The sequence below is a fragment of the Streptomyces sp. cg40 genome (assembly GCF_050320165.1).
In the GTDB taxonomy this organism is placed as follows: Bacteria; Actinomycetota; Actinomycetes; order Streptomycetales; family Streptomycetaceae; genus Streptomyces; species Streptomyces hokutonensis.
This window is the reverse complement of sequence record NZ_CP190128.1, coordinates 4791134-4810650: the sequence shown is the minus strand read 5'-3', so window position 1 is coordinate 4810650 and position 19517 is coordinate 4791134. Positions and strand designations below refer to the sequence as shown.

The 19517-nt window shown below is 70.2% G+C and carries 17 protein-coding genes; 9 read left to right on the top strand and 8 right to left on the bottom strand.

What is annotated here, in order from left to right; all coding sequences use genetic code 11:
• The first annotated feature begins 303 nt into the window (after positions 1-303).
• The 3 genes from ACQHII_RS21145 (at position 304) to ACQHII_RS21135 (ending at position 2895) form a co-directional block, all read left to right on the top strand.
• Complete coding sequence (locus ACQHII_RS21145; RefSeq protein ID WP_427920773.1) at positions 304-804, top strand: glycine-rich domain-containing protein; 501 nt, start codon at positions 304-306, stop codon at positions 802-804.
• Positions 805-879: 75 nt separating this feature from the next.
• Positions 880-1509: a class I SAM-dependent methyltransferase gene (locus tag ACQHII_RS21140; protein WP_427920772.1), complete on the top strand. Its 630-nt coding sequence runs from the start codon at positions 880-882 to the stop codon at positions 1507-1509.
• A gap of 72 nt (positions 1510-1581) precedes the next feature.
• On the top strand, positions 1582-2895 hold the full coding sequence (locus tag ACQHII_RS21135) for an MFS transporter (RefSeq protein ID WP_427920771.1): 1314 nt from the start codon (positions 1582-1584) through the stop codon (positions 2893-2895).
• A 3-nt stretch (positions 2896-2898) separates the two neighbouring features.
• On the opposite strand, the gene ACQHII_RS21130 is transcribed toward ACQHII_RS21135, so the two are convergent.
• Together ACQHII_RS21130 and ACQHII_RS21125 are read right to left on the bottom strand one after the other, a co-directional pair.
• On the bottom strand, positions 2899-3192 hold the full coding sequence (locus ACQHII_RS21130) for an SCO0607 family lipoprotein (RefSeq protein WP_427920770.1): 294 nt from the start codon (positions 3190-3192) through the stop codon (positions 2899-2901).
• A 116-nt stretch (positions 3193-3308) separates the two neighbouring features.
• Positions 3309-3914 (bottom strand): flavin reductase family protein, encoded by a 606-nt coding sequence (locus ACQHII_RS21125; RefSeq protein WP_427920769.1) that lies wholly within the window; start codon positions 3912-3914, stop codon positions 3309-3311.
• 239 nt (positions 3915-4153) lie between these two features.
• Between ACQHII_RS21125 and ACQHII_RS21120 the strand changes: the two genes are divergently transcribed.
• Positions 4154-4750, top strand: a complete 597-nt coding sequence (locus tag ACQHII_RS21120; protein ID WP_427920768.1) for an HAD family acid phosphatase — start codon at positions 4154-4156, stop codon at positions 4748-4750.
• A gap of 27 nt (positions 4751-4777) precedes the next feature.
• Here the strand turns inward: ACQHII_RS21120 and ACQHII_RS21115 are convergent, their stop codons facing one another.
• The 5 genes from ACQHII_RS21115 to ACQHII_RS21095 all read right to left on the bottom strand — a co-directional run bounded on the left by ACQHII_RS21115 (position 4778) and on the right by ACQHII_RS21095 (position 12465).
• Complete coding sequence (locus ACQHII_RS21115) at positions 4778-6265, bottom strand: oxidoreductase (RefSeq protein WP_427920767.1); 1488 nt, start codon at positions 6263-6265, stop codon at positions 4778-4780.
• Between the two features lie 37 nt (positions 6266-6302).
• Positions 6303-7091, bottom strand: a complete 789-nt coding sequence (locus ACQHII_RS21110; protein WP_427920766.1) for an enoyl-CoA hydratase/isomerase family protein — start codon at positions 7089-7091, stop codon at positions 6303-6305.
• Positions 7088-9313, bottom strand: a complete 2226-nt coding sequence (locus tag ACQHII_RS21105; protein ID WP_427920765.1) for an acetate--CoA ligase family protein — start codon at positions 9311-9313, stop codon at positions 7088-7090. The genes ACQHII_RS21110 and ACQHII_RS21105 overlap by 4 nt, the downstream gene beginning before the upstream one ends.
• 114 nt (positions 9314-9427) lie before the next feature.
• On the bottom strand, positions 9428-10621 hold the full coding sequence (locus tag ACQHII_RS21100; RefSeq protein WP_427920764.1) for a flavin-containing monooxygenase: 1194 nt from the start codon (positions 10619-10621) through the stop codon (positions 9428-9430).
• Positions 10622-10869: 248 nt separating this feature from the next.
• A complete protein-coding gene (locus ACQHII_RS21095; RefSeq protein WP_427920763.1) occupies positions 10870-12465 on the bottom strand; it encodes a subtype B tannase in 1596 nt (531 codons plus the stop codon).
• A gap of 254 nt (positions 12466-12719) precedes the next feature.
• Between ACQHII_RS21095 and ACQHII_RS21090 the strand changes: the two genes are divergently transcribed.
• The 5 genes from ACQHII_RS21090 to ACQHII_RS21070 are packed head-to-tail and all read left to right on the top strand — an operon-like array spanning position 12720 to position 15785.
• A complete protein-coding gene (locus ACQHII_RS21090) occupies positions 12720-13172 on the top strand; it encodes a DoxX family protein (RefSeq protein ID WP_427920762.1) in 453 nt (150 codons plus the stop codon).
• Positions 13169-13576 (top strand): Zn-ribbon domain-containing OB-fold protein, encoded by a 408-nt coding sequence (locus ACQHII_RS21085; protein ID WP_427920761.1) that lies wholly within the window; start codon positions 13169-13171, stop codon positions 13574-13576. The genes ACQHII_RS21090 and ACQHII_RS21085 overlap by 4 nt, the downstream gene beginning before the upstream one ends.
• 37 nt (positions 13577-13613) lie before the next feature.
• Positions 13614-14213 carry a GNAT family N-acetyltransferase gene (locus ACQHII_RS21080; protein WP_427920760.1) on the top strand — a complete coding sequence of 200 codons (600 nt, stop codon included), beginning with the start codon at positions 13614-13616 and terminating at the stop codon, positions 14211-14213.
• The gene (locus tag ACQHII_RS21075; protein ID WP_427920759.1) at positions 14210-15097 is read left to right on the top strand and encodes a GNAT family N-acetyltransferase; all 888 of its coding nucleotides are present in this window, start codon (positions 14210-14212) and stop codon (positions 15095-15097) included. The genes ACQHII_RS21080 and ACQHII_RS21075 overlap by 4 nt, the downstream gene beginning before the upstream one ends.
• Before the next feature lie 10 nt (positions 15098-15107).
• Positions 15108-15785 carry a pyridoxine/pyridoxamine 5'-phosphate oxidase gene (locus ACQHII_RS21070; RefSeq protein ID WP_427920758.1) on the top strand — a complete coding sequence of 226 codons (678 nt, stop codon included), beginning with the start codon at positions 15108-15110 and terminating at the stop codon, positions 15783-15785.
• A gap of 25 nt (positions 15786-15810) precedes the next feature.
• Here the strand turns inward: ACQHII_RS21070 and ACQHII_RS21065 are convergent, their stop codons facing one another.
• Positions 15811-19296: a DNRLRE domain-containing protein gene (locus ACQHII_RS21065; protein ID WP_427920757.1), complete on the bottom strand. Its 3486-nt coding sequence runs from the start codon at positions 19294-19296 to the stop codon at positions 15811-15813.
• Positions 19297-19517 lie beyond the last annotated feature (221 nt).

The following is a 19517-nucleotide window of genomic DNA, read 5'->3' as shown; positions in this document are numbered from 1 at the left end:
TCATGCCTCCAATGACACCGGTTTGACGCCCTGGAGGTGACGTCGACGCAACGCCCGAGGGGCGCCTCGAACGTCGCCGCGATGGTCGCGCCCGATCCGGAACATGGTCGGCATGTCCATCCGCATCAGCGCTTACACGGTGCAGGCCGACGGCACTCGGACCAAGTCACGAACCCTGTACGAGGGTGAGGGCGGGGAACCTCTCACAACCGGCCTCATGCCGCCGTGCCTGTGTTCCCGATGTGCGGGCGGCCGGCGCAACCGGAGCACCACGGAACCCCAACTACGTGGAGGCAAGCGAGCATGAGTACGGCAGTAGTGATCCGAGACCCGAAGGCGTACGTCACCCCGGACGTGTGGGAGCGGGAGGTGGCCCTCCTTCTCCGCAACCCGGAGAATACGCGTGAACTGGCAGAGGCCAAGTTCGGACAGGCCATCGCCTACCTGGTCACGTGCGGTGAGAACCCGGACCTTCTCCTGGGTCCCTCCGAGCAAGTTGACGAGGCCTGGCACTCGTTCATGCTCGACTCGATCCCTTACCACCACTTCACCGACCGGCACTTCGGCCGGTACATCCACCATGTCCCGGAGCATCCGGGGGCGAGGACCGAGGTCCAGCGCGTCAGCGACGACAGGACGACACGGGACGGGCGCGACCCCGAGACCGGCGGCCCGCTCGTCCTTGGGCAGACGATCAAGGCCATCAGGGCGGCCGGGTTCGAGATCGACCCGGACCTGTGGGGCATGGAGGATGCGGCCGACTGCAACCAGTGTCACGCCGGGTGTCACGACTCGCCCAAGTAGCAGTGAGCCGCGGGTGAGTTGGGGCCTGCCCTCGTACGTTGGGGGTGGGCCCCTCTTGTCAGGAAGGATCACCGCATGTCATTGGCCGAGTCCTGGGACAAATACGCGGTCGGGAGTGTGCCGCGCAGGACCGTGAACGCCAGGGGTGAGACGACCTGGCTGAACTGGACGCAGTACGCCGATCACGGGCCGGACGAGAGCGTTCTGGGTTCCGTGGCCGGACGCCGTGTACTGGAACTCGGGTCGGGGAGCGGCAGCAATCTGGCCCATCTGGTGACCCTGGGCGCAACTGGTCTCGGGGTGGACGTCGCCCCCGCACGCAAGCCGGTCGCGCGAGAGCGCTGGGGTGATCTGCCGGGCATTGAGTTCCGTACGGCGGAGGCGGCGGCGTTCCTGAACGAGACGGCCGAGACGTTCGATGTGGTGCTCTCGATCTTCGGTGCTGTGTGGTTCGTCGATCCGGATGCCCTGCTTCCATTGGTCCACTCGCGCATGACGCCGGGCGGCACTCTGGCCTTCTCGCACCTGCCTCCCGGCGGCGAAGGCCTCAAACCCGCCAAAACCGGGCTTCGGTACGACCGCACCCCGGACGACTGGGATCGCATCCTGACGGGGCACGGTTTCTCCGACGTGCGCGTCTCTCTGATCGACCCGCCGGAGGGCAGGGCCGTGGGCACGATGCTTGTTCGTGCCGCCCGTTGGTGATGGCCCGATCCTAGCGAATGCTGTCCTTCGGGCCAGTCGCCCGGATGGGCCGCAGGCCGGAAGCTGTATGGCGTGACCCAGACAACCGAACCGACCGTCGCTCCGACCGAAGCCCGGCCCACCTCACGTGTCCGCATCCACCGCGCCTGGTTCGTCGCGGCCGTCACCTTCGTGACGATCATCGGCGCGGCGGCCTTCCGGTCGCTGCCGGGGCTGCTGATCGATCCGCTGCACCAGGAGTTCGGCTGGTCGCGCGGGACGATCGGGGCCGCGGCCTCCATCAACCTCGCGCTGTACGGGCTGACGGCCCCCTTCGCGGCGGCGCTGATGGACCGCTTCGGCATCCGGCGCGTCGTCGCGGTCGCGCTGACCGTGATCGCGCTCGGCTCCGGTCTGACGGTGTGGATGACCGCCCCCTGGCAACTCCTGCTGTGCTGGGGCCTGTTGGTGGGTCTGGGCAGCGGTTCGATGGCGCTGGCGTTCGCCGCGACGGTCACCAACCGCTGGTTCACCGCACGCAAGGGCCTGGTCACCGGCATCCTCACCGCCGCCTCGGCCTCCGGCCAGCTGATCTTCCTGCCGCTGCTGTCCTGGATCGTCGAGGAGCACAGCTGGCGCCCGGCGGCCGTGACCGTCTCCCTCGCGGCCCTCGCCGTCGTCCCGTTCGTCTGGCTGCTCCTGCGCGACCACCCGGCGGACGTGGGTGCGAAGCCGTACGGCGCGGTCGAGTTCGTGCCCAAGCCGGAACCGGTGACGGGCGCGGCCCGCCGTACGGTCTCCGTGCTCTTCAAGGCGGTCCGCACCGGACCCTTCTGGCTGCTGGCCGGCACCTTCGCGATCTGCGGAGCCTCCACCAACGGCCTGATCCAGACCCACTTCGTGCCCGCGGCCCACGACCACGGCATGCCCATCACGGCCGCGGCCTCGCTGCTCGCGGTGATCGGCGTCTTCGACGTCGTCGGCACGATCGCCTCCGGCTGGTTCACCGACCGCTTCGAACCCCGCCGCCTGCTCGCCGTCTACTACGCCCTGCGCGGCATCTCCCTCCTCTTCCTCCCCATGCTGCTGGCCCCCACGGTCCACCCGCCCATGATCTTCTTCATCGTCTTCTACGGCCTCGACTGGGTCGCCACGGTCCCCCCGACCCTCGCCCTGTGCCGCGAGCAGTACGGCGAGGACAGCGCGATCGTCTTCGGCTGGGTCCTCGCCTCGCACCAGATCGGCGCGGCGCTGGTGGCCTTCCTGGGCGGGGTCGCACGGGACGCGTTCGGCTCGTACGACATGGTCTGGTACGTGTCCGGGGCGCTGTGCGCGGTGGCGGCGCTGATGGCGCTGGTGATCCGGCGGCGGCCGGTCGCGGGGCCGGTACGGGTGGCCCTCGCGTGACGGCTACGGGGCGGCGGTGATGTGCCCCTTCGTGTCCACGGTGTGGGTCTGCCAGTACGTGTCCCACTTGTCGTCGACGTGCTGGGGCACCTTGCCCTTCGGGTACCGCACGTAGCCGCTCGGCGGGGCGTCGCCGTTCGTCACGCAGGCGCCGCGCATGGTGCTGCCCGGGACCAGCACCGGGTACTCGCCCGAACTGCACATGGCGTCCGCCGTGCTGAACGAACAGGCGGACAGCAGTCCGGCGGTGGATATCACGGCGGCGGTGAGAACGGCGACGCGCGTGCGCTTGCTCATGGTTGGGTCCCCCCGGTCGAATGCTCGAATCGTTCCGAGAGCAAGGCTGCCGGAGGGGAGAGGGACCTTCATGAGTACGCCGACTCAGAATCGGAGCACGGGTTACTCAGGGGAACTCAGACGAACCGGCCCCGGTGGAACAGCAACGGTGCTTCGTCGGGGACCTCGGTGCCCAGCGCGTCCACCCGGCCCACCACGATCAGATGGTCGCCCCCGGTGTGCACCGCGTGGATCGTGCAGTCGATCCAGGCGGCGGCGCCGGTCAGGCGCGGGGAGCCGGAGACGGGGGACGCGTCGTACGGCACGCCCGCGAACTTGTCCGTGCCGCTGATCGCGAAGCCGCGGCACAACTCGCCCTGGCGGGCGCCGAGTACGTTGACGCAGAAGACGCCGGCGCGGGCGATGCGGGGCCAGGTCGTGGACGTACGGCCGACCATGAAGACGACGAGCGGCGGGTCGAGGGAGAGCGCGGAGAACGACTGGCAGGCGAAGCCGGCGGGACCGGGCTCGCCGGTCGCCGCGGGGGCGGTGATCACCGTCACGCCGGTCGCGAAGTGGCCCAGCACGCGCCGGAATTCGCCGTGGTCGACCGGTGCGCGCTCGTCGTCCGCGACGCAGCGGAGCTCCGGCCGCGGCAGCGCCTCGACAGGCTGCGCGGCCGGAGCGCTTCCGGACGACCTGAGGTAGCGGACGGCGGCGGCAGCCGCCCCTGCGTGTCCCATCACACACCCATTGAAGCTGACGGGTCATCAGATAGGAAGGGGTGCAGGCCGTCGGGAACGGGGACGGGGCGTGCGGGTTCTCACGGCTCATTCACAGACTCCCGGGCGGATCATGGGAGATATGTCGCCGAACGGACCCCTTGGAGTCACCTCCGGCACACCCGCCCTCAGCAGTGTTGCGGAACGACTGCCACCGGTACCTCACTGCTGGCTGCCGTGATCTGAGGAGCACCCACACGATGAACCGTCTCACCGCACGCGCCGGCGCCGTGGCCGTAGTGGCCGGCGTCGCGCTGACGTTCGCCGCGGCCCTGCCCGCGCAGGCCGCCGACTCGACCGTCACCGAGTCCCAGTGGCTGACCGACGTCGCCGCCGTCACCGGCCCGGCGCAGTCCTACATCGACTCCCGTGCCGCCGCCAACACCACGGGTGCCAAGCAGGCGATCGTCCTCGACATCGACAACACCTCGCTGGAGACCTACTTCGAGGGCGCCGGCACCAGCACCCCCGCCACCCCGCCGGTGCTCGCCCTGGCGCAGGACGCCCACGCCAAGGGGATCAGCGTCTTCTTCATCAGTGCCCGCAGCAACCTGTTCAACGTGGTCACCAAGTACAACCTGAAGAAGGTCGGCTACACGGTCGACGGCCTCTACGCCCGCACCGTCGCGCAGTTGGTGACCGAGTCCGTCGCCGACTTCAAGACCTCCCAGCGCGAGGCGATCGAGGCGAACGGCTACGACATCATCGCCAACATCGGCAACAACACGACCGACCTGACGGGCGGTTACGCCGACACGACGTACAAGCTCCCGGACTACGACGGTCTGTTGGACTGACGAGCGCCGAGGCTCGCCCGGTCCTGGTCAGCTCTTGTTCAGTGACCGGGTGACGCCCGCGACCACCGCCGTCGTCAGCACCCAGCCGGCCGCGATCAGGGCGTAGGAGAGCCATTGCGCGAGGCTTCCGTCCGGCCAGTACCAGGCGGAGCGCTGACCGAGGCCGCCGATCGGGATCAGCAGGTCGAGGGTGTAGACGAAGGCGTTGAACCGCGGGCCCTGGCCGGCCTGGACCGGTTTCGGCGACTCGCCGCGGAAGACGACCGTGCCGAGGACGGTCAGCGCCAGGATCCACACCCCGGCCAGCCAGGGGCGGTAGCCGTAGCCGACCAGGGCGTCGAGCAGGTGCCCCCACAGCCGGCCCACCGGATGCAGAGTGCCGCGCCGGTGGCGCTGCTTGGCCAGCAGCACCCTGCGCGCGTCGTCCTCGTGGCCGACCTGCCGGTACCAGCCCGCCAACTGCTCGTACGGCTGCGGGGCGTAGCCGGGCTCGCGGCGGACCCACTCGACGCGGCGGGCCACGTCGTAGCCGCGCAGACCGTCCTCGGACTGGATGGAGGCGTAGCCGAACCCCTGGAGTCGTACGACGTCCGGCCAGCTGTCCTCGCCGTCGTGCAGCACCGAGACGTGCGCCCCGCGCAGGTCCACCGCGCCGGAAGGGGGTACGGCGGGTGTGAGATGGAGTTCCCCCGCCTGCATCCGCGAGCAGTCCAGCGCCACGTCGTTGCCGCTCAAGAAGGCGCCGTCGAAGGTGAGTCGGTCGGATATCTGCGCGCCGCGCAACTGGACGGTCCCCGTGGCGGTGAACCCCTCCGAGAAGACCAGGGTCTGGCCCACCGCGTTGTCCGCGACGAGCGCGGGGCCGTCGGGATTGTCCAGCCGGGCGCCCTCCATGAAGAGACCGCCGGGCAGGTGGGCTCCCAGCAGACGGATCCCCCCGTGGGCGGTGAATCCCCGGCGGCAGAAGACCCCGCCCTCCATGACCAGACCGCCGGCGAACAGCGCCCAGCCCTCCGGGTCCGACAACACCGCCCCGCCCAGCTGAAGTTCACCCGCGATCCGCGCCCGCATGAGCGAGAGCCTGCCGTGCACGACCGAACGCCTCAGGTCGAGGGTGCCCTCGACGGAGGCCAACGCGGCGTCGATGCCGGGCACTTGGCAGCCGACGATCCCGATCGACCGGGTGGCGGCCCCGTAGAGACTCGGCCCCTCCTCGAACCAGCAGCCCTCGAACCGCAGCGTGTGCCCGATCTCCGCGTCGGCCAGGTCGAGTTGGCCGGTGATGCGCGCGCCGATGACCCGCAGCGCGGTGACCGCCCCAGGCGGTGCGGCGTTGGCTCCCCGCGCCAGTGCCGTCACGACGGCGGCCCGAAGCGTGCGCTCGGGCCCCCAGCCCGCCCCCTCCGCCGGATCGTTCTCGTCCGGTGCGCCCACGCGCAGGTCCACCAGGCGGCCTTCGGGGAAGGCGTTCCACAACTCCCGTTCGGGCGGGGTCATTTCCTCGTACGACAGCATCGACACAGCGTAGAGACCAAGGTGCGCGGCGCGGGCGTCAGCGTCCCTGGTACTCCGGACTCCGTCGCTCCACGAAGCTCGCCACGCCCTCCTGCGCGTCCTGTGTCGTCATGTTGATCTCCTGGGCCGCCGCCTCCGCCGCGAACGCGGTCGTGCGGTCGCTGTCCAGGGAGGCGTTGACGAGCTGCTTGGTGAGGGCGAGGGCGCGGGTCGGGCCGGCGGCCAGGCGTTGGGCCCACTCCCGGGCCGTCTTCTCCAACTCCCCGTCCGGGACGACCCGGTTGACCAGACCGAGGCGTTCCGCGTCCGAGGCGGTCAGGGCGTCGCCGAAGAACATCAGCTCCTTCGCCCGTTGCGGGCCGATCAGGCGGGGGAGCAGATAGGCGCCGCCGCCGTCCGGGACCAGGCCCCGGCGGACGAACACCTCGATGAACCGCGCCGACTCCGCGGCCAGCACGAGATCGCAGGCCAGGGCCAGGTGCGCGCCCAGGCCGGCCGCGGTGCCGTTCACCGCCGCGATCACCGGTTTCTCGCAGTCCAGTACGGCGGCGATCAGCCGTTGCGCGCCCAGGCGGATCGTGCGGGCCACGTCGCCCGCTACCCGTTCGCCGGTCGCCGTCGCGCCGCCCCTCAGGTCCGCGCCCGCGCAGAAGCCGCGTCCGGTGCCGGTGAGGACGACCGCCCGGATGGACGGGTCGGCCGATGCACCGGTCAACAGGGCGATCAGGTGGTCCCGTTGGTCCGGTGTGATCGCGTTCATGGCCTCGGGGCGGTTGAGGGTGAGGTACGCGACCTGGCCCGAGACGGTGTGCACGACCTCGCTCATCGGCACACCGCCAGCGCGTCCAGCGCCACCGCGCCCTGTCCCCGGGGCAGCACCATCAGCGGGTTGATGTCCAGCTCGGAGAGCACGTCGCCCAGTTCGAGGGCCATGCGCTGCACCCGCAGGATCACCTCCACCAGCGCGTCCAGGTCCGCAGGCGGCCGCCCCCGTACCCCGTCGAGCAGGGGACGGCCGCGCAACTCGCCGAGCATCTCGGCTGCCTGGTCCTCGCCGAACGGCGGCACCCGTACGGCCACGTCCCGCAGCACCTCGACCAGGACCCCGCCAAGACCGACCGTCACCGTCGGCCCGAACAGGTCGTCCTGGGTGACACCCACCACCATCTCGACGCCCCGCTCGACCATCTGGCAGACCAGCACACCGTCGAGGGTCACGTCCTCGTAGCGGGCGATGTCCGTCAACTCACGGTAGGCGTCCCGGACTTGACTGGCCGATGTCAGGCCCACCTTCACCAGGCCCAGTTCCGTCTTGTGCGCGATCTGGCCGCCCGACGCCTTCATCACCACCGGGTAGCCCACCAGCCCCGCCGCCCGTACGGCCGCCGCCGCGCTGGTCACCAGCTGCTCGCGGGGCACCCGGATGCCGTAGGCCCGCAGGAGTTGTTTCGCCGCGTGCTCGCTCAGCTGCTGGCCGGGGCGCATCAGGGCCTGGGCCTTGCGGAAGGAGGGGGAGAGGGTGCGGGGGGCCTCGTCGAAGGGGGAGCGGTAGGCGTGCACGAAGCGGTGGTGGGAGAAGTAGGCGCGCAGGGCCGTGATGCAGTTGCCGACCGTCCGGAAGGTGGCCACCCGCGAGGAGCCCAACAGGACGTCCCGGTATGCCGGTTCGGTGCCGACCGGCGATCCCCACACCACGCACACCAGCTTGTCGGTGCGCTCGGCCGCGGCGACCAGGTCCTCGACCAGCTTGTCGCTCAGCGGCGGGAAGGGGCCCGTGATCGGGCACACCAGGACGCCCACGTCGGGGTCGTCGAGGATCGCGTCGATGATCTTCCGGCCGCGCCAGTCGCCCACCGGGTGACCGCCGTTGTCCACCGGGTTGGCCACGCTCAGGTACGGCGGTATCCACTCGTGCAGTTCGGCCTGCTTGGCGGTCGACAGCTGCGGCAGGTGCAGCCCCGCCTCGCTCGCCAGGTCGGCGAAGTGGGCGCCCGTGCCGCCGGAGATGGAGTACACGACGACGCCGTCCGCGACGGGGGGCTTCGCCCGCGCCAACAGGCTTGCGGTGTCCTGGAGTTCGTCGAGGCCGTCGACGCGGAGCACGCCGTACTGGCGCATCGCGGCGTCCACCACCGTGTCCGCGCCGGTGAGTTTGCCGGTGTGGGAGGCGGCGGTGCGGGCGCCGGTCTCGGTGCGGCCGACCTTCACCGCGACGACGGGCACCTTGCGGCGGGCGGCGCGGTCGGCGGCGAGGAGGAAGGCGCGGCCGTCCTTGAGGCCCTCCAAGTAGCAGGCGATGGCGCCGACTTCGGGGAGTTCGGCGAAGTAGGAGATGAAGTCGGCGCTCTCCAGGTCGGCCTCGTTGCCGGTGGGTGCCCAGTGGGAGAGGCGGATGCCGAGTTCCTGGAGGGCGAAGACCGGGCGGCCCTGGTGGCCGGACTGGGTGATGAGGGCGATCGCGGGGCCGTCCAGGTCCTCGCGGAATTTCTCGAAGGCGTTGAGGTTGGTGTTCGGGCCGAGGAGCCGTAGACCGGATCGTCCCACGGCGGCGGCGAGTCGGGCCTGCGCGAGTGCGCCCTCCTCGCCCGTCTCCGCGAAGCCGGACGCGAAGGCGACCGCGAACTTCACCTTCGCCTCGGCCAGTTGCTCGATGACAGGGAGCGGATCGGCCACCAGCACCACGGCCAGGTCGACCTGTTCGGGGAGATCGGAGACGGAAGGAAAGCAGGGGACGTCGAAGACCGTCGTACGGGTGGGATGCACCGGATGCAGGCGCGCCCCCACCCGGTCGGCCCAGGACATGAGTTGGCGGGTGATGCCGGTGTTGGGCCGGCCTTCCGCGTCCGAGGCGCCGATCACGGCGACCGACTCGGGGCGGAAGAAACGGTCCAGGTCGGGGACGCCGGCGTACAACGGCCGCCCGCCGACATCGAGATCGTCGACGTCGGCGGGCCTTCCGTGGACGGCGGGGCCGGGTTGCTCACCGCAGGCGATGACCCGGGCCCGGCGGGAGTCGGTGGTGAGGGTGCCGTGGGTTGATCCAAGCATCGGTCCGCCCGCTCCTGTGTGACAGTCGTGACAGCACAATTAACTGACGCACTGTCAGATTACTGAACTGACACTGCGTCAGGAACTGTCGTGCACGCAAAGAACGGGCGGAACCTAGCGCTTGGCGCTCCTGCGGACGGACCTGGCGAGCGTCTTCGCGATTTTCTCCGCGTCGATCGCCAGCTCGCGGAGCATGCCGCTGATGGGGTTGGTGAAGCCGGTGAAGTACAGGCCGGGGGCGTCCTTCGGGGAGCGGGCGCCGTGCACGACCGGCTTTCCGCGCGCGTCCAGTACGCCGAGGTGGCCGACGAGACCCTCCAGCGAGCGGACGTAACCCGTGGCCGCGACGACGGCGTCCGGCTCGATCCGCTCGCCGCCGGCCAGCACCACCTTGCCGTCCTCGAACGACTCCACGGCCGCCACGACCTCCACCCGCCCCTTGCGCACGGCGTCGATCAGACCGACGTCCTGCACCGGGATCGACCCGTCCTTGACCCGGCTGTACAGCCCGGTGTCGGGCCGCGCGAGCCCCTGCTCCGACAGGTCCGGCACGCTGAGCCTGGCCATCGGCCCCGCGAGCCGGTCGACGAGCGGCACCGGCAGCCGTCGTACGACGATGCCCGTGTACTGGGCCGCCCAGCCCGCGGTCGAGCGGCGCACGATGTGCGGGGTGGTGCGCACGGAGAGCCGGACGCGCGCCGCGCCGCCCTCCACCAGGTCGACCGCGATCTCCGCGCCCGTGTTGCCGACGCCGACGACCAGGACGTCGCGGCCCGCGTACGGCTGCGGGTTGCGGTAGTCGGCGGCGTGCAGCAGCTCGCCGGTGTAGGTGTCGCGGCCGGGCCAGTCGGGCAGCCGGGGGGTGTGGTTGGTGCCGGTGGCGACGACGACCGCGCGGCCGGTCAGCTCACGGCCGCCGGTGGCGTGCAGCAGCCAGCCGGCGCCGTCGGCCGAGCGCTCGATGCGGGAGACCTCGACTCCGGTGACGATCTCCAGCTCGTGGACCTCGGCGTACTTCTCCAGATAGCGCACCACGTCGTCGCGCGCGACCCAGCGCCCGAACCGGCGCGGTATCGCGAGGCCCGGCAGGCCCGAGAGGCGCCGGGTGGTGTGCAGGTGGAGGCGGTCGTAGTGGCCGCGCCAGGACGCCCCGACCCGGTCCGACCGCTCCAGTACGACGGCACGGATGCCCCGCGCGCGCAGCGCGTACGCGGCGGCGAGTCCGCCGGGGCCGCCGCCGACGACGTACACGGGGCGGTCTGCGTGGTTCTGCACCGCGGGCTGCGCGGACGCTGTGGAGTCGGCCATGAGCGCGAGCGTAATCACGTCCCACGTTGATGGGTCTCGGTCAAGACCGGAATTGGTTGCGGATTGATCACGGGTGTGGAGGACCGGGTGAGACCGGTGGCGTAGAGCCTCTGGTTGTGCGTAGTGGGTGCGGGTCCGGACATGCCACGACGCCGAGCCCGCAACGTGCGCGGAGGGGCTCGGCGTCGTGAGGCGGTGACCGGAATGTATGACGGGAAACCGGTACCGCGTTCTCGGGGTCGGGCGGGCTACTTGCCGCGCCTGGCCTTGTGGCCGGTCACCTGGGCGATCCAGGTGATGAAGTCGGCCGGGTCGGTGTTGGCGCCGTGGCCCTCGTCCCAGTAGTAGATGTGGTTCACGTCGTCGCCCAGGTTGTCGAGGCGGGCGGCGAGGTTGGCGGCGACCGTCAGCGAGGTGTCCGAGTCCTTGGTGCCCAGGCGGATCCACCAGTGCTTGGAGCGGTTGGGGTTCGCCTTCCCGACCAGGTGGTGCATCGGGTTCATCAGGTCGAGCTTCGCGGGGATGTCGCTCGCGACGCGCTTGCTGCTGAGGCCCGTCGAGTCGTTCTTCGCGCCGTACGCCGTGAAGTGGCGGGCCAGGGTCGTGCCCGCGCCGAACTCGTTGTTCTCGCCGGCCGACAGGTCGAAGGCGTCGAAGGCCGGGGTGTCCTTCTTGCGGGCGCCGACGTGGGTGAGGAAGTCCGCCCAGGTGAAGGTGGCCTTGCCGCCGGACCAGGTGATGAAGGTGTTGGCCTTCAGATAGGTCGCGCGGGCGGAGTCCGAGAGCGCGGCGAGGTAGGTGGTGGCCGACGGCTCCAGGTACTGCTCGACCATGTACTCGTCGAGGTTACGGGCGTTCAGCGGACCGAAGCCGCCGAGGCCGCGCAGCTTCAACGAGGCCTGGTACTCGGCGAATTGAACTTGCAGCGCCTTTGAGACGGTCTGGTCGACCTGCTTGCCGGTACTGAGGTCGTTGGCGCCCCAGTTCCACTCGTAGGCGCCGTCCGCGTGCTCCAGGTCGGTGATCGGGCACCAGGCGCCGGTCGCGAAGATCGCGTCGGAGGCGTCGGCCGCGCCGAGCTCCTTGAGGTACTTGTCGTAGATCGGGCTGTCGCCGGACGCGCCCAGCAGGGAGGACAGCGCGCCGCCCGCACTGGTGCCCGCCGAGACGATCCGCTCGACGTTGCCGGGAATGCGGCCCTTGTTGGCCTTCACGTACCGGACGGCGGCCTTGAGGTCGACGATCGCGGCCGGGGCGGTGCCGTAGTACTCGCCGCTGGAGTTCTTGAGGGTACGGCCGCGGGCGCCGGGCTCGATCACGACGTAGCCGGCGGCCAGCGCGAGGAGCTGGTTGCTGGAGGTCGCGCCGCCGGTGGCGTTGGTGTTGCCGTTGGCGCCGGGGGCGCTCGCGGTGGCGGAGGCCGACGCGCTGGGCGCACCGCTGGGGGCCGCGCCGCTGCCCATCGCCGAACCGCCGCCGCCGACCTCGGTCGCGGTCGCCACGGAGGCGGGCATGTAACCGCCCACGGAGTTGGCGAACAGGATCGGCGCGTTGCTCGCGTCGACCGCCTTGCCGTCGATCTCCACCGGGGCGCTGACGATCAGCGACTGGTAGGTGGCGTCGACCGGCTTGGCGACGTAGGTGATCGCCTTCCAGAAGTGGTAGACGACCTTGTGCTCCGTGCCCGCGGTGTCCGTGATCGTCTTCGTCAGCTTCGTGTAGGCGTCCGGGTCGAAGACCAGGGCGTCCGAGGAGGAGGACGACGACGTTTTCGAGTCGCTCGCGTTCGCGCTGAGCGCGATGCCGCCGACCGCCGCGACACCGGCGGTGGCGCCGATGCCCATGACTACCGTCCTGCGCTTCACTGCCCTGTGCTTCACCGTGCTGCCTCTCGTCTTCCCGACCGTTCCTGACCGCGTCTTCCCGAGCGCGTCTCCGGACCGCTTCCTGACCTTGCGCTTGCGAACGTAATCGGCGGCGAACAAAATCGTCAACAATCTGCCGGGATTCATGGCGGGCCCACAGCGGCACGGCCCGTGCACAGGATTTTCATGGCCCCCTCTCGGCTTTCTTCAGCTTCTGACGTACCGTCAGATTCATGGATGCGATCTGGCTCGACGGAGCGGAATGGCTCGCGGTCCTCCGCATAGGGCTCGGCCTGTGGTGGCTGGAGAGCTGGCGGCACAAGGACAAGAAGGCCTGGTTCGAACGCGGCACCGGCATCGCCTGGGCCGCCGACGTCGCCGCCAAACACCGCTGGACCGCGGTCCGTTCGGGCTTCGACGTGATGGTCGCCCCGCGCCCGCGCACCATGGCGTACGTCGTCGTCTACGCCGAACTCGCCGTAGGACTCGGCCTGGTGGCGGGATTCCTCACCCCGGTCGCCCTCGTCGGGGGCCTGCTCCTCAACATCCTCTACTTCACCCTCATGATCCACGACTGGGCGGAGCAGGGGCAGAACGCGATGATGGCGCTCATCTCGGTCGTGGCACTGTTCGCGATGTCCTGGCAGGTGTGGTCGCTGGACGACGCGATCGGATGGTTCCGATGACGACCGCCCCCCGCTTCGACCTCCCCGAGACCGACGCGTTCACCCGCACCTACTGGGACGCGGCCGGCCAGGGCAGACTGCTGATCCGCCGCTGCGCCGACTGCGGCCGGCCCCACCACTACCCGCGCGAGTTCTGCCCCCACTGCTGGAGCGAGAACGTCACCTGGGAGACCGCGAGCGGCCGTGCCACCCTCTACACCTGGTCCGTCGTCCACCGCAACGACCTGCCGCCCTTCGGACAGCGGGTGCCCTACGTCGCCGCCGTCGTCGACCTCGCGGAGGGCCCGCGCATGATGACGGAACTCGTGGACTCCGACCCGGCAGCCCTGCGGGCCGGGACGCCGGTCGAGGCGGTGTTCCGGGAGGGCGTCCCGGTGTTCAGGGTTCCGCCCGGGGAAAAATGACGTACCCGGTACACAAGGCACTTGATTCAATGGCGCGATGGCCCACATACGCGAGCGGTCCGTTCAGCACCCCCTGCCCGAGCTGAACGGCCACGGACTGCGGCTGCGCCCCTGGGACCCCGACGACGACACCGATGTCGCGGACTGGCTGCGCGGAGTGTCCGACCCCGACTTCCAGCGCTGGAACACCCCACTCCGCCCGATCACGGACCTCACCGGCGCCCGCAACTCGCTCCGCTCCCGCGCCGAGGGCGCCGAGGACGGCGTCAGCGCCTCGTTCCGCGTCATGGACGCCGCCGACGGCAGGACCCTCGGACACATCGGCGTCAACGACATCGACCACCTCATCAGCGTCGCCCGCGTCGGCTACTGGACCCTCCCCGAGGCCCGTGGCAAGCACGTCGCGATCCGCGCCCTCATCCTCGCCTCCCGCTGGGCCCTCACCGACCTGGGCCTGCACCGCCTCGAACTCGGCCACGCCCTCGGCCACCACGCCTCCTGCCACATCGCCGAACGCTGCGGCTTCCCCGCCGAGGGAACACTGCGCGGCGCGATGTTCGAGGCGGGCCGCCGCGACGCGTTCCGCGACGTCCACCTGCACGGCCGCCTGGCGACCGACCCGGAGACAGAACTGTGACGACGACCCCCACCTGGCACCTCACCTCGGACCTGGACCAATTCCTGCGCCTGGCGGGGGACTTCCTCCGTTCCCGCCCCGCACACCACACGATTCAGCTGACGGTCACGGACACCCTGCGCAGACACGGAACGCACCTCTACGGCGACGGCGACCCGGAGTTCGGCGTCCTGGAACGCGACGGCACCGTCACGGCCGCCTACTTCCGCACACCCCCCGGCCGCCTCATGTCGACCCGCCTCACCTCCGAGGAGGCCGAAGCCCTGTCAGCCCAACTCGCGCACAACGGCGTCGAGTTGCCCGGCGTCATGGCCGAACAGGACACGGCGACGGCCTTCGCGGAGGCATGGCGACGACGAACCGGAGCCGACCCCGAGATCGGCGTCCGCCAACGCCTCTACCGCCTGGCCGAGTTGACGATCCCGACCCCCGCCCCTCCCGGCCGCCCAAGAGTCGCGGTGGCAAAGGACCGCGAACAACTCATGCGCTGGCACGGTGAGTTCGTGGCGGCGATCGGCGAGCACGGCGCGATGATCGGCTCGGCCGAATGGGCCGACGCGCGGATCTCCTACGGCGGCGTCACGCTCTGGGAGACCCCCGACGGAACACCGGTGTCGATGGCCGGAGTCACCGCGAAGGTGGCCGGCCAGATCCGCGTCGCCCCCGTCTACACCCCCGCGGACCTGCGGGGCCGCGGCTACGCCGGCGCCGCCACGGCCGAGGTCAGCCGGGCCGCACTCGCGGCGGGCGCGGCCGAGGTACTGCTCTTCACCGACCTCGCGAACCCGACGAGCAACGCCCTCTACCAGCGGATCGGGTACCGCCCGGTCGCCGACTTCACGGCATACGACTTCGGCCCCGGCACCGGCGCCGGCAAAAGGTGATACTCGACCCATGGCAACGGAAACGGGACCGGACCTCCACGACCTGCTGAAGTCCCTACGGGTATGGGCCCCCGAGACGACCGAACTACGGCCGTTCGACCCGGCGACGGCACCGGACACCCCCCTCGCCCTCTTCACCACGTGGTTCGCGGAGGCGGTGGCGGCGGGGGAGACCGAGCCGCACGTGATGTCACTCGCGACGCGGGACGACGAGGGCCTCCCCGACGTACGCATGGTGATGCTGCACGGCGCGGACACGGAGGGCTGGTCCTTCGCGACCCACTCCACAAGCCGCAAGGGCCACCAGCTGAACCACTTCGCGTACGCCGCCCTCTCCTTCTACTGGCCCCGCCTGGGCCGCCAGATCCGCCTGCGCGGCCCGGCCCTCCCGGCGACCCCCGCCGAATCCCGGGCCGACCTGCACGCCCGCTCGACGGGAGCCCTGGCAGCGGCCCTGACCGGCCACCAGAGCGAAGTCCTCCCGTCCTTGGAGCAGCTGACGCAGACCTCCGAAGCGGCCTGGGAACTCGCCCAACGCGAGCCGCAGGCCTCCATCCCGTCCTGGACCCTGTACCGCGTCTTCCCTGACGAGGCCGAGTTCTTCCAGGGCGACGCGCTACGACGGCACGTTCGGCTGCGGTACGTCCGAGAGGAGCGGGGCTGGGCCAGAGAACTGCTCTGGCCCTGAGCCCCGTTCGGTGTGCCGCGGGTGGTCAGCCCAGTCGCTTGACCGTGTCCCAGCCGCTCGACCTGAGCGTGGTCGAGGAGCCGATCGCGGTCGCGCCGCCCTTGTAGAGCAACAGGGCTCCGGCCGCGTTGGTCGTCCAGATGTCGGGGATGCCGTCGCCGGTCGCGTCCGGGGTGCCGTGGATCAGCGGGTAGGCCGCATACGTGAAGGTGCCTGAGGCGTAGGTGTGGTCGCCGTCCAGGCTCGCCCCGGACGTGCCCAGGCTGGCGAGGACCGTGCCCGTGCCGTCGCTGTCGAGGATGCCCTTGCGCAGTTGGATGTTGCCGGCGGCGGTGCGGTACGTCATGTCGGCGGCGCCGTCGCCGTTGTAGTCGGCGATCGCCACGAAGTCGCGGGCCTTGTCGGCCCAGGAGGTCGTGGTCATCTGCACGGCCTCGCTGAACGCGCCGCCGCTGTAGCCGGTGAACACCCACAGTTCGGCTCCGTCGACGCCACCGGCGACGAAGAGTTCGGGTTGGCCGTCTCCGGTGATGTCGCCCGCCGACTTGATCTCGGAGAAGGTGGAGGGGGCGGGAGCGCCCGACGGCAGCCGGATCTCGACGCGCTTGCCGACGTCGATCGCGCCGTAGCCGTCGCCGGGGTAGAGGAACAGCCTGCCCTCGGGGGTGCGGATCACCCAGTCGCTGACGCCGTCACCGGGGGCGAAGTCGCCGTTGTGGGTGACCAGGGCGTAGGTGCCGGTGCCGTCCCAGATGTGCGGGGCGGTGTTGCCGTCCTTGATCAGGGTGCCGTTGTCGTGGGTGCCGAAGGCGCTGGACACCCAGGCGCCGTCCTGGGAGACCGAGTCGATCCAGAGGTTTCCGGCGGCGGTGACATGGGCGAAGTCGGCGGCGCCGTCCCCGTTCAGGTCGCCGGGGCCGTCCGCGGCCGAGCGCGGCTGGACGTAGAAGAAGTGCTTGGTGGCGTTGGGGGAGATGTTGCCGGCCGAGTCCACGGACTTGACGTAGAGGGTGTTGGGGCCGGCGGCCGGCGGCTTGATGCCGGTGATGGTGGCCGTCTTGATCGCCGTGGTGCAGGACTTGGTGAGGCCGCCCGAGGTGCCCTGGTCGCCGCCCGAGCAGGCGTAGCCGGAGTAGCTGGTGGAGTTGACGGACCAGACGAACTTCACGATGTCGGTCTCGGAGGACGAGCCGACCGCGAAGGTGAAGCTGCCGCTGTTGCCGAAGGGTTTGGCGGACCATACGTCGGGTTCGCTGTCGCCGTCGTCGTCGCCGGGGAAGTCGGTCGAGACGACCGGGGCGGGGGAGTCGGGCAGATCGGTGTCGTAGGTGAACCGGCACACGCCGTCGCCGCCGGTGGGTGCCCAGCCGCTGCTGACCTTGGCGTCCCAGGCGCGCACCCGCCACGAGTAGGTGACGCCGTTGCTCAGGGACGACTTGACGGAGACTCCGCCGACCTCGCCGTCGTCCACGGCCTTGGTGAAGGTCTTCGTCGTGGTGTCGGCCTTGCCCGTCTGCCAGAGCTGGAACTCCAGCTTGGCCAGGTCGCTGTCCGGGTCGGTCGCCTTGCCGCTGAGGGTGATGGTGTCCCCCTTGCCGACCTTGATGTATGGCGAGGCGGAGGTGTCGCAGGAGCCGGGGCTCATGGTGACGGAGGTCGGCGTGTTCGGCTTCCGGTTGTAGGTGATGGAGAGCGACGGGGAGCCGTCGCCCTCGGCCTTGAACCGCTTCCAGGAGTACGTGTCCGTCTCCAGGCTGCTGGACGAACCCGTCGGTGCCGAGGACGAGGTGGAGGCGACCAGGCCCAGGTTGAAGCTGGTCGCGCCGGAGTCGGCGGCGTCCTGGGCGAGCGAGGTGACGGTGAAGTTGACGTAGGCGTCGGGGCAGGAGCTGTTGGACTTCCAGCCGTAGGCGAAGGACTTCGAGGTGATCTTCCGCTTCCAGGACGGCTGGCGGTTCCAGGTGGTCTTGGAGGTGAAGTCGCCCGTGCCCCACAGCTGGACGGTGCGTTTGCTGCACGACCAGGAGTGGGTCTCCAGGACCTTCAGGGTGGCGCTGGAGACGTCCGCGTTCTTGATGGAGTTCCGCAGCTTCATGCGGAAGAACGAACGGGCCGTGCCCCAGGTGTCCTTCTCGAAGCCGACGCGGGCTTCCTTGGTGTCCTCGTTGTAGTTGGCGCCGTCGTAGAAGCTGGAGCCGGGGTAACGCTTGTAGACCGTGGTCCAGTTGGCGCGGATGCCGGTGGTGGAGGGGTCGAGGAACAGCGGGTAGGTGAGGTTCTCGGTGTCCGTGAGATAGCCGGCCGGCGGGGTGATCGTCAGGACGTCGTCGCGGTACTGGGCGGCGGCGGTGGTGGCGTGGCCGCCCTCGCCGGGGCCGTTGACGGCGGGCAGGGCGAGGGTGTCGGACGCGGACGCCCGCAGGCCGTCGTAGGCGACGGGGTCCGCGTTGCTCCCGGTGCCGTCCGGGTTCTCGTTCGGGACCTCGTCGGCCGGTGTGTCGTCCGGGTTCTCGCGCGCCGGTGCCTCCTCGACGACCTCGGGGTTCTCGTTGGTGCCGGTCGCGGCTTCCGGGTCGGTGGACCCGCCGTCCGTGTCGTGCGTGCCCGCCGAGTCCCACAGGAACGGCGTGGGCGAGACGGCGATCTCGTTGCCGTCACTGTCCTTGGCCGTGAGGACGTCGGTGCCGGGGTCGAGGACGAAGGAGAGGCTGGAGGAGGTGACCCGGTAGCGCGGCGGATCGGCGGCCAACTGCTCGGCCGCTTGCGGTGTGTGGACGACCAGGACATGCGTGAACCCGGTGTCCCGGGCGGTCAGCATCAGGTCCACGCCGGGCAGGACGCCCTCGTACAGCGCGCGGTTGTCCTCGACGACCGGCTCGGGCAGCGCGCCCGGCCACTCGAAGGTGATCTCGTGGCCCTCGGCGGTCATCGTCAGCAGCGGGGTCCACGAGGTGTCGCCGACCTGTTGGGCCAGGCGGCTTCCGGTGTGGAACGCGGCTGACCGAACGGCCGTACCGGACCGCCGGGTCGAGGCCTTGCGCGTCCCGTCCGTCCCCTTGCCGCCGGCTGAAAAGGTCACCGGATAAGGGCTGTTGACGGTGTGCCAGCCCTCGCCGTTCCGGCGCAGGCCGGTGTCGACCGGTGCCCATGCGCCCTTGGAGTTCCTCGCGCGCAGGGGCGCGACGGAGACCGTGTAGGTGAACGTTCCGTCGGGGTTGGCGTAGGTGGTCGAGAACTCGTCGGTGAGCGTGGCGACTTCGACCTTCTTGCCGCTCCTGCGCGCCCGTGACTGGGCCTCGTCCTCGTCGACCGGCTGTGCGGCCCGCTTGGCCTCGGCGTCGGAGACGGCGGCGCCGTCGTCGCGCAGCGCGAGCAGCGTGCCGCCGCCGGCCAGCAGGGCCAGCGCCACGGCCGTGGCCACGGCACGGCGAACGCGCTTTCTGCCGGGGGGACTTGGTTCCGCGGCGGTGTCGAGGTCGCTCAAGGGGCCCTTCTCCACAACAGGCTGCATGGCGGTTGGAGTATGGACAGCTCCTTCCGGCCTGATCAACACCCTTTGGCCGACGTGGGTCAAGTAATCGTCACGCAAAGAAGATTGGGGCAGTTCTTTGCTGTTCTTTGCCTGATTTTGGCCAGTGACATAGCTAACACAAATCCATCACACCTTGACGGTGATCTTCACGGCGTCTTTATCTTCGGGACGGAAAGTGCTTGTTGCTGACGGAGTGTCAC

What these genes read in the sequence shown, in the direction of transcription:
- ACQHII_RS21145 (WP_427920773.1), top strand. Translation starts at nt 304, where the DNA reads ATGAGTACGGCAGTAGTGATCCGAGACCCGAAGGCGTACGTCACCCCG.
- ACQHII_RS21140 (WP_427920772.1), top strand. Translation starts at nt 880, where the DNA reads ATGTCATTGGCCGAGTCCTGGGACAAATACGCGGTCGGGAGTGTGCCG.
- ACQHII_RS21105 (WP_427920765.1), bottom strand. Translation starts at nt 9,313, where the DNA reads ATGCTTGGATCAACCCACGGCACCCTCACCACCGACTCCCGCCGGGCC.
- ACQHII_RS21080 (WP_427920760.1), top strand. Translation starts at nt 13,614, where the DNA reads ATGGCCCACATACGCGAGCGGTCCGTTCAGCACCCCCTGCCCGAGCTG.
- ACQHII_RS21090 (WP_427920762.1), top strand. Translation starts at nt 12,720, where the DNA reads ATGGATGCGATCTGGCTCGACGGAGCGGAATGGCTCGCGGTCCTCCGC.
- ACQHII_RS21070 (WP_427920758.1), top strand. Translation starts at nt 15,108, where the DNA reads ATGGCAACGGAAACGGGACCGGACCTCCACGACCTGCTGAAGTCCCTA.
- ACQHII_RS21125 (WP_427920769.1), bottom strand. Translation starts at nt 3,914, where the DNA reads ATGGGACACGCAGGGGCGGCTGCCGCCGCCGTCCGCTACCTCAGGTCG.
- ACQHII_RS21065 (WP_427920757.1), bottom strand. Translation starts at nt 19,296, where the DNA reads ATGCAGCCTGTTGTGGAGAAGGGCCCCTTGAGCGACCTCGACACCGCC.
- ACQHII_RS21085 (WP_427920761.1), top strand. Translation starts at nt 13,169, where the DNA reads ATGACGACCGCCCCCCGCTTCGACCTCCCCGAGACCGACGCGTTCACC.
- ACQHII_RS21115 (WP_427920767.1), bottom strand. Translation starts at nt 6,265, where the DNA reads ATGCTGTCGTACGAGGAAATGACCCCGCCCGAACGGGAGTTGTGGAAC.
- ACQHII_RS21100 (WP_427920764.1), bottom strand. Translation starts at nt 10,621, where the DNA reads ATGGCCGACTCCACAGCGTCCGCGCAGCCCGCGGTGCAGAACCACGCA.
- ACQHII_RS21120 (WP_427920768.1), top strand. Translation starts at nt 4,154, where the DNA reads ATGAACCGTCTCACCGCACGCGCCGGCGCCGTGGCCGTAGTGGCCGGC.
- ACQHII_RS21095 (WP_427920763.1), bottom strand. Translation starts at nt 12,465, where the DNA reads ATGGGCATCGGCGCCACCGCCGGTGTCGCGGCGGTCGGCGGCATCGCG.
- ACQHII_RS21130 (WP_427920770.1), bottom strand. Translation starts at nt 3,192, where the DNA reads ATGAGCAAGCGCACGCGCGTCGCCGTTCTCACCGCCGCCGTGATATCC.
- ACQHII_RS21110 (WP_427920766.1), bottom strand. Translation starts at nt 7,091, where the DNA reads ATGAGCGAGGTCGTGCACACCGTCTCGGGCCAGGTCGCGTACCTCACC.